We start from the raw sequence: 12,650 nt of genomic DNA on the forward strand, positions 1-12,650 counted from the left end.
GCGGAGTGCCTCTCTCGATGACGGATACTTGACCTTCGACAAGCCAAGAATCCACTACCGGACAGGCACTTCCGTGCTTTACACGCCGGGCTCAGCCCGCATGAGAGGAAATCTCCAGGTTGCGAAATTCTTTCCGGCCTGGTGGCCGGTCACGGGAGATCCCGCCGGCGCATGTCGGCGGGATCTCGGTGGTTCCAGGGGTGCAAGCAGGTCAGCGTCGTCGGAGAGCGAGGACCGGAATGGTGCGTTTCCCGCGCGTCTTCTCCTCGACCTCTGCTCGACCGGTCTTGCGGCCACGATGATGCACGAGCGCCATGGGCGCACCCTCGAAGTTGCCGCCGACCCGGCCTCCGTTGGCCCGGAACTCGGCGATCACCTGCGCATTCCAGTCGTCGGACGAACTCATGGGAGAAATCCTCCTGGCTACTGCAGTCGGCTACGAACCACCGTAATCATGTAGAGGACCACGGGGTCCGGAACGAGGAATCACGAGCGGTCGGTGGTCGCCGCCAAGGATCCCAATAGCCGAAGTTTGTCGTCACTGGGCGAGCCGGCAGAGGCCCGGTACACGATCAACTGATGTCCAGGTGCGCTGCGAACGTCGAATGCGTTGTATTCGAGGACGAGATCGCCGACGGCAGGATGCCGGAACTCCTTGGCCTCGTGTTTTTTGCCCCGCACATCGTGCCGATTCCACAGTTCGCGGAACTCCGCGCGCTCGCATCGTGCATCTCGAGAACGAGGGCACGAACGTCGTCGACCGAGCCGGTGTGGCCCAGAGCGAGCCGGAGATTCGCGACGCACGACGTCGTGGCGCGCTCCCAATCGGTGAAGAAGCGGCGCCCGAAGGGATCGAGGAAGGTCATGCGCACGAGATTGTCGATGCGCTCGAAGCCGCTGTAGAGCGCACCGGCGAGCTCGTTGTACGCGAGAACATCCAACCGGCGGTCGATGATGAGCGCGGGTGTGTGCGACCAGGATGAGAGAAGCTCCCGCAGTGAATCGTCCACGGTCTTCCGCACCGGAGTGGGCGGTGTCGGAGCCAGTCCGGCGAGACGGAACAGGTGCTCGCGCAGGTCGGTGTCGAGAGCCAGTGCGCCGGCGAGGGCGTTGAGAACCGCCGGAGACGGGTTCCGTTCGCGACCCTGTTCGAGTCGCGTGTAGTAGTCGACGCTGACACCGGCGAGCATGGCAACTTCCTCGCGACGCAGACCGGAGACCCGCCGCCCCGACTGCGCCGTGATACCGACATCCGACGGCTGCACGTGTCCGCGTCGCGCCTTGAGGAAGGTTCCGAGTTCGGTGGAGACCATGAGACGACGCTAGCTCCCCGGATGCGGTACAGACAGGCCCTGGTGCACCCAGGCACACACCGGCCTGTTCCGGCCGCCCATCCGCCCCGACAGTGGAACTCGCCGGATCTCCCGGCACCCCGATCCTCATCTGGAGTACACATGACCATCCCCTTCACTCCCGAATTGTTCGAACTCATCCGCGAGAACGCCGGCGGGCATCGTCCGCTCCTGTTCGGCAATGCCCGGATCATCACCGGCGACGCCCTGATCGGCGATTTCGACCGCGGCGACGTCCTGCTCGGTGGCGCTCGTGTCCGGCAACCTTCGCAATCCTGTCCGTGTCTCGCGACGACTCGGAAACAGATGTGCTGCAACGATTCATCGATGATGCCGACGCCGCGCACACGGTCGTCGTCGACGGTGAGATAACCCTCTGGGGCGGTCGATCGGTCCACGCCGACGACCCGACGGAGACCCCGACCGCCACGGACGTGGCATCGGACCGTCATCTCGGAACTTGGATCGACGAAACGGATTTCGTGCACCAGCACCTGACCGCGGACGGTCGCTACGACGAGACCCGCGGTGGACGCCCGCATGCATATCAGGGCTCCTATCGGATCACCGGCGACCGCATCGACTACCGCGACGACCTCGGATTCTGGGCCTTCGGCGAATTCGTCGACGGCACCCTGCAGCACGCCGGTTACACCTTCCGCCGCGCCTGACACTCATCGGAAAGCCACCACAATGAAGACAACTCTCGCCGATTTCACCGCGGCCCACGACAGCGACCGTCCGATCCTGCTGACCGGTGGCGCCGTCGTCACCATGGACCCCTCGATCCCGGACCTCGACGCCGGCGACGTCCTGCTCGTCGGCCCGCAGATCATCGCGATCGGCGCCGACCTACGCTCCGATCCCGGGCACGGTGCCGCAGCAGCCTCGGCACTCGTGGTCGACACCCGCGGTGCGATCGTCGGCCCCGGTTTCGTCGACACCCACCGTCACGCCTGGGAAGCGCAACTGCGCCGGAGCATTCCCGACGTTTCCGACCTCGGCGAATATGTCATGTCGACCCTGGCCGGCGTCGCCCCGAACTACGCACCGGAGGACATGTACATCGGTACCCGTCTCGCCGCGCTGACCGCGCTCGACTCGGGCATCACCACCATGCTCGACTTCTCGCACAACTCCCGCACTTCCGCGCACTCCGATGCTGCACTGAATGCGCTCATCGACACCGGAATTCGGGGCGTGCATGCCTCGATGGGTCCTCACTTCGGTGAGTGGGATCGTCAATGGCCCAAGGATATGAACCGGTTGGTGAGCGACTTCCACGGCGCCGCAGACGGTCTCGTCACGGTGCGGCTGGCCGCCCTGGCGACCGACTAGATCGCCGCACCTGCGATCGCCTACGGGCCCGAACTCGCTGCTTTCGCACGTGATCTCGGTGTGTGGACGAGCATCGACGCGGTTTTCGGGATACCGTCGTCGGAGGCGATCCTGCGCTGGGCACGGATGGGGATCCTCGATCCGACCCTCACCTTGATCCACGCGACCGGCCTGACCCCCGAGGCGTGGACGGCGATGGGAGATGCCGGTGTCACGGTTTCCCTCGCCCCGACCTCCGACGCCCAGATCGGCCTCGAATCGGCGGTGCCCGCTGTGAACGAGGCTCTCGCCGTCGGGATCCGGCCGGGTCTGAGCATCGACGTGGAGGTCGCGCTCGCGAGCGACATGTTCACCCAGATGCGGACCCTGCATGCCATCCAACGCATGCGCGCCACCAATGCTGCATACGGAACGGAGGAGACCCGCAACCGGATCACCACCCGCGACGTCCTCGACTTCGCCACCCTGCGAGGCGCGCAGGCCAACGCGCTCGGGCACGTCACCGGTTCGCTGACACCGGGCAAGGAGGCCGACCTGCTCATCGTCCGCGCCGACGACATCAACAACATGCCGCTCAACGACGCCGTCGGCACCCTCGTGCTCGGCTCCGACGCACGCAACATCGACACCGTCCTCGTCGCCGGCAACCCGCGCAAGTGGGCGGGTTCGCTGGTCGACGAGGACATCGACGCCCTACGCGAGGCCGTGATCCGTTCCCGCAACGCCATCATCGGGCGGGTGGCGGCGACACTGTGACGACCTCCAGGGAAGTGAAGGACATGAAACAAGTCGAGCACCCGTTCGTCGGACTGTGGGCAACCGCCGACGGTAACATCCGCCAGCGTCTCCTGCCGGAGGGGCGATACGTCGAGGCCCGCGGCAGCCGGGAAGCTGCCTACACCGGTGACTACCGGATCGAAGGAACGATGATCTACTACCGTGACGACGCCGGCTTTTCCGCCGACGGTGAGTTCCGCGACGACGTGCTGTACCACGCGGGAATGGTCATGTATCGGCACCTGAGAGCGCGGCAATAGGAGTGCCGATCCGGACGATGGTCATGCGGGCCGTTCGGTCGCAGCCAGGAGCTCGTGCAGCACGCCTTCCTGGAAAGTCCGTGCTTGCCGACCTGAAGGCGGAAGCTCACCGGAGCGTGCTGCGATGGACTGTTCGATCGCCTCGACCGGCTGGTAGCCGGTCCCGAGTAACCGTCGGCCGGCGTCGATTTTGGACAGCCACTTCCCGTAGCGATGTCGAACCAGCGCGCGACAGGCTCCGAGGACCGCGTCGTCGGCTCCGGGTGCGGGCCGGTCATCGGCTGGGCCGGGCAGCGCCATCCACCAGCGCAGCGAGTCGACCAATAGGCTCTGTAGTTCCTCCGGTGCCAGTTCGGCGAATGTCTCCGGGGCCGGCGGTCCCGCCAACACCCGGCCGCTCTGGTGCAGGATGCTGCGGTCCAGTCCGTACCAGAACGTCCCGTCGGCTGCCGGGCGGTCTGTGGGCTGAAGTGTCTGCCGGAAGGCCATGTCCGGCCCGTCGTTCAACTCGAGCTCGAAGCCCGGTTCTCCGGTGCCCGACTGCGCCGTAGCCATGGTGTAGACCACCAGTTCCAGGCCACGGGCCGGACATGGCAGGGCGCTGTGCCGCAGCCGAGCGATCAACTCCCGCTTCATCGTTTCGCTCAGGGGGTCGCGGCAGAGCAGGGCGATGTCGATGTCGCTGCGGCCGGGATGGAAGGCGTTCAGGGCGAGCGACCCGGCCGCGTACGCCCCGACGAACTCCGCACCGAGCACCTCCCGGGCAGTGTCCACGACGGCTTCGAGGTATGGCTCTACATCGATATTCGGCACCACCCCATCATGCGCGGCACACCGTGCCGTGCACACGATGCGTGCCTCTACGTAGTGAGGCGCACGATGCAGGCCACCCAAGTATGGTCACTGAGCTTTCCGGTCTCCTCCGTGATGGCCCACGTCCGCAGACCTGTGCAGGCCAGGTCGGAAGCGATGTGATCGATCCACGGCCCGTGCTCGACCTCACCACCGGTATGCAGACTCCATCGGCTCATTACCGCCATGGATCGTGGATTACCCCGGTAACCGTGGTTCGTGTCGACAGGCCGCGCGAGCATGCCACCGAAGCGCCTCGATCCGCAACCGGGAGGCGACCAAATTACTGGTTGACACAACAAGTTCTTGGTATCTGGCACAGTACATCGACAGTCTGATCTCGGTCGCACGTTTTGGTAAGGAATGACAGGGCACGTGTGCCGAAAACTATTGTGGGAAAATCGGTTTAAGCATAAGGCTATGACTTGGTGTATCTGATGTGGCCCGATCGGTTCGGATGGGGCTGAAGAGTTGAGACGCTCTACTTCCGGAGGGAAGGACTGGGTCGGGGATGAGCGCTGGAGTTTGGCTGCTTATGTCAAACACGTGTGGTGGTGCGCTAATTGCCATTAGCGCACCATCTCGCCCGAAAACCCTGATGAGCGCGTTTTCCTGCTCGAGAGTGTCGGTGCGGGCCGGTAGGCTCTGTGTTCGTGCCCGATGACCTGATCAGCCGCCGTCCGGACGACCTTTCGACGCCTGTCCGGACCGCGTCGGACCCAGCTGCGCCGTCCGTGCCGGTGTTGCCGGAAGAGACCCTCACTCAGGTCGCTGGCACCGTCACCCGGGCCCGCTCGGAGTCGACCCGCCGCAACTATGCCGCCGACTGGGACCGGTTCACCGCCTGGTGCCAGCGCGAAGGGCATGCCATGTTGCCGGCGCATCCCCTCACCGTCGCCGCCTACCTGCTCGACGCGGCGTCGACGGTGACGGAGGCGGGGGAGCGGGCCTACTCCCCGGCCACGCTGGCGCGGTGGGTGGCCGGGATCGGCTTCCACCATCGCCGTGCCGGGCATCCCGCGCCCGGCAGCGACGAGTTGGTCACTGCGACCTTGTCGGGGATCCGCCGGGATTACGCGGCGGCGGGGGAGCGGCCCCGCAGTCCGCGGGCGCCGTTGCTGACCGCCGACGTCGTCACCATCGTCGAGAAGATGCGCGCCGCTACCGGCAGTTGGGCCGCGGAGGTGTTGGAACGCCGCGACTCCGCCATCTTCTTGGTGGGGTTCGCCGGGGCGTTCCGGCGCAGCGAACTCGTCGCGCTGGCCTGCAGTGACGTCTCGCTGCACCGGCTCGACGGCCTGCACATCCGCCTCCGGAAATCGAAGACCGATCAGGAAGGGCGGGGCAGTGTCCGGGCACTGCCGTTCACCCACAGCCATGTGAGTTGCCCGCCGTGTGCGTGGCTGCGGTGGGCACAGGTCGTCGCCGCCTTCGACACCGGGGGCCGCCCCGCCGTCATCCGCCTGCTGCGCACCGCCGAACCGTTCGACGGGCACGTGTGCCGGGGAACCCGGCCCCGGATGGTCCCGGCAGCACCACTGTTGCGGTCGATCCGCAAGAACGGCAACCTCTCCGACACACCCCTGTCGGGGGCGGCGGTGCACAAAGCGATCCGTCGCCGCGCGGAGCAGGCCGGCTACGACCCCGAAATCGTCCAACAGTTGGGTGGGCATTCGCTGCGGGCCGGGTTCGTCACCCAGGCCTTCCGCAACGGCGCGTCCGCGCACGCGATCATGCGCCAGACCGGGCACAGCACCCCGGCAATGCTCGAGACCTACGCCCGCGAACACGCCCCGCTCATCGGCAACGCTGTGACGAATCTCGGATTGTGACCGTGATGACCCACACCGATCGGAAGAACCACGGCCACGACGAGATTCACGATGCCCAGTTGGGCCTGCGGATCCCCGCCCGCTACCGGCACGATTGGGCGCTCTTCGCCGACTGGTGCGCCGCAGTCGACCACCGGCCCATCCCTGCCGCGCCCGAAACTCTGGCGTTGTTCCTGCACGAGCACCCGGCCGCGGTCGCGACGCAGCGACGCCGGCTCTCAGCGATCAACGCCGTCCACACCGGGCACGGCTACCCGGCCCCGGGGCGGACCGAGACGGTGCGCCGGCACCTCGATGCCACTCGTGCTCAGCGCCTCGATCGGCTCGGCCGGTTACTGCTGCAGCGAGCCGTTGAGTTGCCCACCACCGGCTGGCCGAGCGGGCTGTTTGGCCGCCGCGACGCCCTGCTGCTGGTCCTGGCTGCTACCGGCATGAGCTTCACCGACATCACCCGGCTGCGTCGCAGCGACATCCGACTGGCCGACGACACCCTGGTGGCTACGACCCGGGCCGGTGAGTGCTTCCGTCTCGCAGCGGATCCTGCGACCGGGGACACCTCGGCCGTCACGATCTACCGGCGATGGGCGCAGATCCAGACGTTCCTCGACCAGTATCCGGGCACGCACCTGCTGCGTCACCACTTCACCGACCCCACTGAGATCGTGACCGATCCACTCGACGCGGAGCAGGCCCGGCAACCGTTGCTGTGTCCGATCGACCGGTGGGGGCACCTCCCACACGCGCAATCGATGACCCCGCAGTCGGTCTCGACGCTGGTCCGGGCGCATCTGTCGGGGCGTGTCCCGGTGCGTAAGGCGCTGCCCGATCCCCAGCCGGACGACACCGGAACCTGGATGGAGTCCGACATCGATCTCGACCCCGACTACTACGACCGTGGCACCGCCGCCCGCCGCCGCGACCACAAGGCACTCGAGGATTTCACCGACGTCTTCGACGAGATCGAAGTCCGTGCCGATGCGCTCCTCGCGGACCTGATGGAAGTGCTGGAGGGACTGGCAGATCCCTTATAGTCGGGCCCGTGGCCTACGCGTTCTCGAGCTGCTTAGAGGGGACGATAGCGAGTTCGGCCCCCATAGCTGCGGTGAGGCGGATGAGAGTGTCTCGCGTCGGGTTACCGAGACCACGTTCGATTCGACTGATCTCGGATTGCCCAATGTGCGAAAGGGTGGCCAGCTGGCCCTGGGTGAGACGGGCCGCAATCCTCGCCTCAGCTAGCTGTTTGCCCAGTTTGACCTGATCGCGTACTTGCTCCTCGAGTTCAGCGCCAAAACGATCGGCAAACTCCTTGACCTCGGGAGTCCACTCTGACTTGACGGTGTTCGCGATCTCGCTGAATGGTCGCGTACCCATGATCGCCTCCCTGTCGCGTGGCTCGGATAGTAGTTAGCACTACACAGCGTATGTGCTAAAACACATATTCGTCAAAGAGGCCGCGCTCACTTACCCTTCTTCCTTCCAGGCCTTCAGGTACTTACGCGCCTTTTTGATCTCTTTGCCTTGACGCTTCTCGCTAGGATCCTTGCCCTTGTTGTACGCGTTGAACAACAACACGATCTTGGAGCCATGGAAGGTCGTGAAGATCCGAAGAAGGACCGTGCGATTATGGTTGGAGTCGTCAGCGGGCTCCGGGTCGGTCTCTCCCCAGGTTTCGGCCCCATGCAATGACGTCCGGATGCGGATCTCGTAGAGTCCGCCGCCGAGAGCCTTACCCCATTCTGTGCTGCAAATGTCCATACCGAGTGGCTGGACGACCTTCTCAAGCACCTTGATCGCAACGGCCTGGTCGTACGGATCAGCCTTCATCAGCCATGTCTCGAAGGGCGCCTGCCCAGTTTTGGGGTCCACCCAGACGTCAATCGTCCACTCCGTCGGTCGCTGATCCGCCATGTGCAGGATGCTATCGATGCGCTTGCCGACTCGACCGCAGCACTCGTTGCGAGTGACGCGCTATTTCTGCCACTTCTGCTCGATGCTTGATCCTTCACGAGTTCCGTTCGGGAATGGAGTGCTCGGGGTGGGATTGAGTAGGCGAGGAACACGCGTGACGGTCATGTCACGGACCCGGACATGGTCGTGATGAGGCTCAGCGAAGGTGCTCACTTGCGCTCGACGAAAGTGCCCACTCGCGGGCGGGTTCACTGTAGCGGTTGCCGGGTGCCGGTGGGTGGCTTGACGGAGTTTTTCCGACCGGGCGTGGTGGTCACGCAGCCGGTAGGAATCCCCGTCGAGGTTGAGTACCACCGACCGATGTAGGAGCCGATCGAGCATCGCGGCGGCGACGGTCGTATCGCCGAGGACCTCACCCCACCTGATTTACTGTTAAGTCCTTATATCAGGTGCCCTTCCGGAACCAGCGCCACCAGCGGCGCCAGATCGGGATGGCCTGAGCATGTTCCTCGGCGACGGCTTGTCGGTCTCGGCCGGCGGCAGCCTGTGTGGCGAGCGTACCGATGGGCGAGAGCCAACTGATGGTATCGCCGGTGATCAGGTAGTGGGATCGGCACCGAAACTGGCCGTTGCCGATGGAGGGGCGCAGTGTGATGGTCCCGTCGAAGGTGAGCTTCCACCCCGATGGCGCCAACGGGGTGACGGTCTTACCGCCGCACCCGCAGGCGCATAGGTGCACTGCGGTGGCGTACGGCATCGAGACGTAGAGCAATCCCTCTTCGAGGTCCACTGGTACGTAGTCAGTAAAAACAGGACGCAGCTTGGTCCTCATGCGGCGCCCTCCCCGCTGGCAGCCTTCAAGTCTGCCTCCGCTGCCTCGGCGCGATCCCGATCCGAGGTGCCGTAGCGATTGAAGTTCTCATTGGTGTCGATGCGGAAGACCGAGTGACGCTCGTCTTCCTCGTCGGCGTAGAACCCCAGCAACTTCTTGAACCGGAGGACCGCGAATACGGCCGCCGCCATGTTAAGTTCCGCAACCTGCAGGTTGGTGTCGTACTCGGCATCGTCACCGGCCACGGTCGAGATGAGCCGGTCACGGACAATATGATCGCTGCGACCTGGGGTGGAAGTCGTGAGGCGGATCTGTCCGGCGATTCCGCCCGGATCGTTGCTCACCCCGACGCCAGTGTCGACGAAGGGCACCTCGGCAGCGATTAGAGCCTCAATGATGATCTGTTTAGCCGGACCGGAGTCCATGGCGAGAAACACGAAGTCTGCGTCGAGCACTTCGCCGACGTTCTCGCGCGTGACATTCACCCGGTGCGGCTGGATCCCGCGCCGCATGGCCGCGTAGGTGGTGGCGTAGTAGTCGACCTTCTTCATCCCTTCCTGCAGTTGGGCAAGGCTCGCAGCACCCGGGGCGCGGAACGCGTTGTGGGTGCCGAAGATGTCGCCGTCATAGAGGTGGATCTCGAGGATCGGGGTCTTGGCAAGGAGGTCAAGGAGGTAGCCACCGGTGCCACCCAGACCCACGATGACCACCTTCTTCAGCGCAAGAGCTTGGTTGCGGTCGGTAATTCCGGCACGGCTGGAGAAGGTGTCGAGGTAGACAAAGACCCCGTCGTCCTCGTCGCTCGCGAGCGGCTTGAACTTCCACGGCGTGACCGTCGGGTCGAGGGCTTGGGCGGGGCCGAGCAGGATGGCAGCGTAGGTCGTGACTTTTTCGTGGTAATCCAAGTAGCCGTCGGGTCGCGGTTTCTGGGAGAATCCCAACGACGCGGTCAGCTCCGGGCTAGCCGACCATCCGGAGTTCAGGCCCGGATTGGCGAAGCCGTCGGAGATCGGCCGGCCATCCTTGTCACATGGGCTGGTACCGACGAAGCCCATAACGTGACTGCTCGGTTTGGCTGTCCGGTCGCCGGCAAGGTCCAGGGGGCAGAGGAAAGAACCCCACTGAATGGTCTTGTCGGCGTCGACGTACGGGATGTCGTCGATGACGAGGTGGCCGTTGAGGATGCGGACGGTGTAGCCCTCGTCGACGAGCCGTGCCAGGTCGGGGCTGTTACGAACGAGTCGTGAGCCGGACATCGAAGCTCGTCCCCTTCTTCTTGACTTTGACTGACTCCCCCGCCACCAAGGTGCCGTTGCCGCCATGAGCAGCAATTGCGTTGCGGTAGGCGACGGTAAACATCGCTTGAGGGTCGTGGCCCGGGAAGGCGAGAGCTGCCAGCTGCTCGAAGGTGACGCGCTCCTCGTCGAGGTTCAAGGGGGTTCCGTTGATCACCACCTCGTAGTCCTTGTCCTTCTTGTTGCCCTCCGACTGACGGGGCCGGTCCTGTGTAGTCATGTCTCACACCTCTTCACATCGATGTGACCGGATCCCGATCACTACTCGAATGCTAACATATAGACGTTCACCCCTTAGGTGATGGCGCGCTTACGAGTAACGACCAAGCTGTAACCGGCAAGTAATAGAATTGCGTTACCGTCAGTGCGCCATCAGCCCATCGGTGATGTAGACAAGACGACATGGACAGCCAGTACGTCGACAGGGTCTTGCAGCGCCTGGCCCACGAAGCCGACTACCGGCCCGCAGGATGGACGCCAAAGGAGATCGCGGATTTCCATCTACTGGTCCAATGCGCACGCGCCGCCAAGCTCGACACCGACTTGCGAAACATGCGCCTGCTGCGGCTACGGCCCTGCCCGGGCGGCGGCCCTGAAACCGCCCTGGCCCCACTGGGTGAGAGCCGTCAGATCACCCTCACCTTCAAGTCCTCGGACAACCACATAACAGTGGCCTTCGAGCTCTTGACCCCAGAAACGGAAACGCCCCGATGAGCACCACGAAACCATCCCCGACCCCGACAGCTCTCTTACCGGTAGGCGAAATACTTGGCCGCGAACTCGACGCCCGCGGATGGACACAAACCGACTTCGCGGCCGTTCTCGACCGACCGACACAGTTCGTCTCCGAAATCGTGACTGGAAAGAAGGAAATCACGCGAGAATCCGCGGCCCAGATAGCTGCGGCCCTCGGGCACACTCCCGAGTATTGGCTTGCCCTCCAGGACCAGTACCTGTTGGCGGAGCAAGCAAAGAACGACGTCACGCAGCATCGGCTCAACGACGTACGCCGACGTGCACGACTCAACACCAAAGGCCCCGTCTCTTTGCTGCAAAAGCGCGGCATTCTCAAGGGAGCCACTCTCGACGAACTCGAAGCAGAGGTCCTGGAGCTCTTCGAAATCCGCACGTTCGATGACGAGCCCAGTTTCGTTGCGGCGGCCAAGCGGTCGAACGAGAACGAACCGATCGCTCCCTTACAGATGGCGTGGGTCGCGTGTGTTCGAAGGAAAGCTCGCGAAGAGCAGCCCCCGCAGAAGTTCTCACCTGAGCCTCTCAAGTCACTTGGTGCGGCACTGCCGCGAATCCTGACCTCACCCGAAGCGTTCGCGGACCTACCGCAACGTCTGGCCGAAGTGGGTGTGCACCTCGTCTACGTTGAAGCGCTGCCCGGCGCAAAGATCGACGGCTGTGCAATGTTTGTCGACGGCTTCCCCGTGATCGGCCTGTCCGGACGCGGCAAACGCCTCGACAAAGTCCTGTTTACCTTGCTCCACGAGATCGCACACATCGCACTCGGTCATGTCGATGCAAACACACTGATCGTCGAGTCGCTCGACGACGGCGCTCAAAACGACCCCGCGGACCAGCATGAGGAGGAGAACGACCTGGAGCGGGCAGCGAACACCCAAGCAAGCAGCTGGGTCTTTCCCAACGGACTAACTACGGTTCCCCATCGCATCGGTGCCCCTTGGATCGCGAACACCGCCGCTAGAGAAGGCATTGCGCCAATAGTCCTGGTCGGCCACCTGCAGCATCTCAAGCGGCTCGACTGGAGAACCACCCTCGCCCGAAAGGCACCCACTGTGACCCACATCCTTGAGGCCTGGTGACCAGCCAGGCAGATATCTCATTGGCAGCCACGTCGCGAGGGTCCGGCCCAACGACCTCAGAAGACGTTCGCCGTATATACACACGGTTTGCTCCCATGGATGTCCGAATGTGCCCTCGCTCAGATCGTCCCGAAAAGGGCTTTAGTACTCGCCGTTGAGGTAGACCGGAAGTCGCCACTCCCATGTCAGGGGTGGCGGTGTGAACAGCGGCATCGAACCGAGAGCACGTGTGCTGTCAGTCCAGCACCAGGAAGGGTCTGTCAAGTTAACGGTGTAACTGGTTGAACTGTAGCTACTTTCGTCCAGCGGACAGGCGTCCGTCGAAGGTGATCTCGAAGGCGTTCAGTGCTGCCTTCCAGCGGTTGGACCAGC

At 64.1% G+C, this 12,650-nt stretch carries 15 protein-coding genes and 3 pseudogenes; 8 read left to right on the forward strand and 10 right to left on the reverse strand.

Translation table 11 applies throughout. The features are described from left to right. Positions 1 to 268: 268 nt before the first annotated feature. The 3 genes and pseudogenes from K3M35_RS24690 to K3M35_RS26480 form a co-directional block, all read right to left on the reverse strand. A pseudogene (locus tag K3M35_RS24690) lies at positions 269 to 406 on the reverse strand (nitroreductase/quinone reductase family protein); the annotation flags it as partial. A gap of 80 nt (positions 407 to 486) precedes the next feature. Beyond that, positions 487 to 1,313 (reverse strand): annotated as a pseudogene (locus tag K3M35_RS24695) (helix-turn-helix domain-containing protein). A 126-nt stretch (positions 1,314 to 1,439) separates the two neighbouring features. Further along, positions 1,440 to 1,616: a hypothetical protein gene (locus tag K3M35_RS26480; RefSeq protein ID WP_235367013.1), complete on the reverse strand. Its 177-nt coding sequence runs from the start codon at positions 1,614 to 1,616 to the stop codon at positions 1,440 to 1,442. Between the two features lie 44 nt (positions 1,617 to 1,660). Between K3M35_RS26480 and K3M35_RS26485 the strand changes: the two genes are divergently transcribed. The 4 genes from K3M35_RS26485 to K3M35_RS24710 are packed head-to-tail and all read left to right on the forward strand — an operon-like array spanning position 1,661 to position 3,727. Beyond that, positions 1,661 to 2,023, forward strand: a complete 363-nt coding sequence (locus K3M35_RS26485; RefSeq protein ID WP_232333410.1) for an Atu4866 domain-containing protein — start codon at positions 1,661 to 1,663, stop codon at positions 2,021 to 2,023. A 22-nt stretch (positions 2,024 to 2,045) separates the two neighbouring features. Beyond that, on the forward strand, positions 2,046 to 2,690 hold the full coding sequence (locus tag K3M35_RS26490; RefSeq protein WP_259444447.1) for an amidohydrolase family protein: 645 nt from the start codon (positions 2,046 to 2,048) through the stop codon (positions 2,688 to 2,690). 60 nt (positions 2,691 to 2,750) lie between these two features. Then, positions 2,751 to 3,446 (forward strand): amidohydrolase family protein, encoded by a 696-nt coding sequence (locus K3M35_RS26495; RefSeq protein ID WP_308257118.1) that lies wholly within the window; start codon positions 2,751 to 2,753, stop codon positions 3,444 to 3,446. Between the two features lie 23 nt (positions 3,447 to 3,469). Then, positions 3,470 to 3,727: an Atu4866 domain-containing protein gene (locus K3M35_RS24710; protein WP_174556250.1), complete on the forward strand. Its 258-nt coding sequence runs from the start codon at positions 3,470 to 3,472 to the stop codon at positions 3,725 to 3,727. Positions 3,728 to 3,748: 21 nt separating this feature from the next. Here K3M35_RS24710 and K3M35_RS24715 read toward each other — a convergent pair whose 3' ends face one another. Continuing rightward, positions 3,749 to 4,540 (reverse strand): nucleotidyltransferase domain-containing protein, encoded by a 792-nt coding sequence (locus K3M35_RS24715; protein ID WP_219129634.1) that lies wholly within the window; start codon positions 4,538 to 4,540, stop codon positions 3,749 to 3,751. Positions 4,541 to 5,232: 692 nt separating this feature from the next. Here K3M35_RS24715 and K3M35_RS24720 point away from each other — a divergent pair. After that, a complete protein-coding gene (locus K3M35_RS24720; protein WP_220667169.1) occupies positions 5,233 to 6,411 on the forward strand; it encodes a site-specific integrase in 1,179 nt (392 codons plus the stop codon). A 5-nt stretch (positions 6,412 to 6,416) separates the two neighbouring features. Continuing rightward, positions 6,417 to 7,442, forward strand: coding sequence for a hypothetical protein (locus K3M35_RS24725; RefSeq protein WP_220667170.1), 1,026 nt, complete (start codon positions 6,417 to 6,419; stop codon positions 7,440 to 7,442). Between the two features lie 13 nt (positions 7,443 to 7,455). Here the strand turns inward: K3M35_RS24725 and K3M35_RS24730 are convergent, their stop codons facing one another. The 6 genes and pseudogenes from K3M35_RS24730 to K3M35_RS24755 all read right to left on the reverse strand — a co-directional run bounded on the left by K3M35_RS24730 (position 7,456) and on the right by K3M35_RS24755 (position 10,666). After that, a complete protein-coding gene (locus K3M35_RS24730; RefSeq protein WP_064060138.1) occupies positions 7,456 to 7,782 on the reverse strand; it encodes a helix-turn-helix domain-containing protein in 327 nt (108 codons plus the stop codon). Between the two features lie 90 nt (positions 7,783 to 7,872). Continuing rightward, on the reverse strand, positions 7,873 to 8,319 hold the full coding sequence (locus K3M35_RS24735; protein ID WP_064060139.1) for a hypothetical protein: 447 nt from the start codon (positions 8,317 to 8,319) through the stop codon (positions 7,873 to 7,875). Between the two features lie 248 nt (positions 8,320 to 8,567). Further along, positions 8,568 to 8,739 (reverse strand): annotated as a pseudogene (locus tag K3M35_RS26765) (ATP-binding protein); the annotation flags it as partial. Between the two features lie 25 nt (positions 8,740 to 8,764). Continuing rightward, positions 8,765 to 9,151, reverse strand: a complete 387-nt coding sequence (locus K3M35_RS24745) for a DUF6527 family protein (RefSeq protein WP_220667171.1) — start codon at positions 9,149 to 9,151, stop codon at positions 8,765 to 8,767. Next, positions 9,148 to 10,407: a ThiF family adenylyltransferase gene (locus K3M35_RS24750; protein WP_220667172.1), complete on the reverse strand. Its 1,260-nt coding sequence runs from the start codon at positions 10,405 to 10,407 to the stop codon at positions 9,148 to 9,150. Before K3M35_RS24750 ends, K3M35_RS24745 begins: the two co-directional genes overlap by 4 nt. Further along, a complete protein-coding gene (locus K3M35_RS24755; RefSeq protein WP_220667173.1) occupies positions 10,382 to 10,666 on the reverse strand; it encodes a multiubiquitin domain-containing protein in 285 nt (94 codons plus the stop codon). The genes K3M35_RS24750 and K3M35_RS24755 overlap by 26 nt, the downstream gene beginning before the upstream one ends. A gap of 182 nt (positions 10,667 to 10,848) precedes the next feature. Here K3M35_RS24755 and K3M35_RS24760 point away from each other — a divergent pair, with 182 nt between their 5' ends. Further along, positions 10,849 to 11,160, forward strand: coding sequence for a hypothetical protein (locus tag K3M35_RS24760; protein WP_220667174.1), 312 nt, complete (start codon positions 10,849 to 10,851; stop codon positions 11,158 to 11,160). Further along, positions 11,157 to 12,278 (forward strand): helix-turn-helix domain-containing protein, encoded by a 1,122-nt coding sequence (locus K3M35_RS24765; RefSeq protein WP_220667175.1) that lies wholly within the window; start codon positions 11,157 to 11,159, stop codon positions 12,276 to 12,278. The genes K3M35_RS24760 and K3M35_RS24765 overlap by 4 nt, the downstream gene beginning before the upstream one ends. The last annotated feature ends 372 nt before the right edge of the window (positions 12,279 to 12,650 follow it).

Origin of the sequence: Rhodococcus sp. DMU2021, from assembly GCF_019641445.1 — a bacterium.
In the GTDB taxonomy this organism is placed as follows: domain Bacteria; phylum Actinomycetota; class Actinomycetes; order Mycobacteriales; family Mycobacteriaceae; genus Rhodococcus; species Rhodococcus pyridinivorans.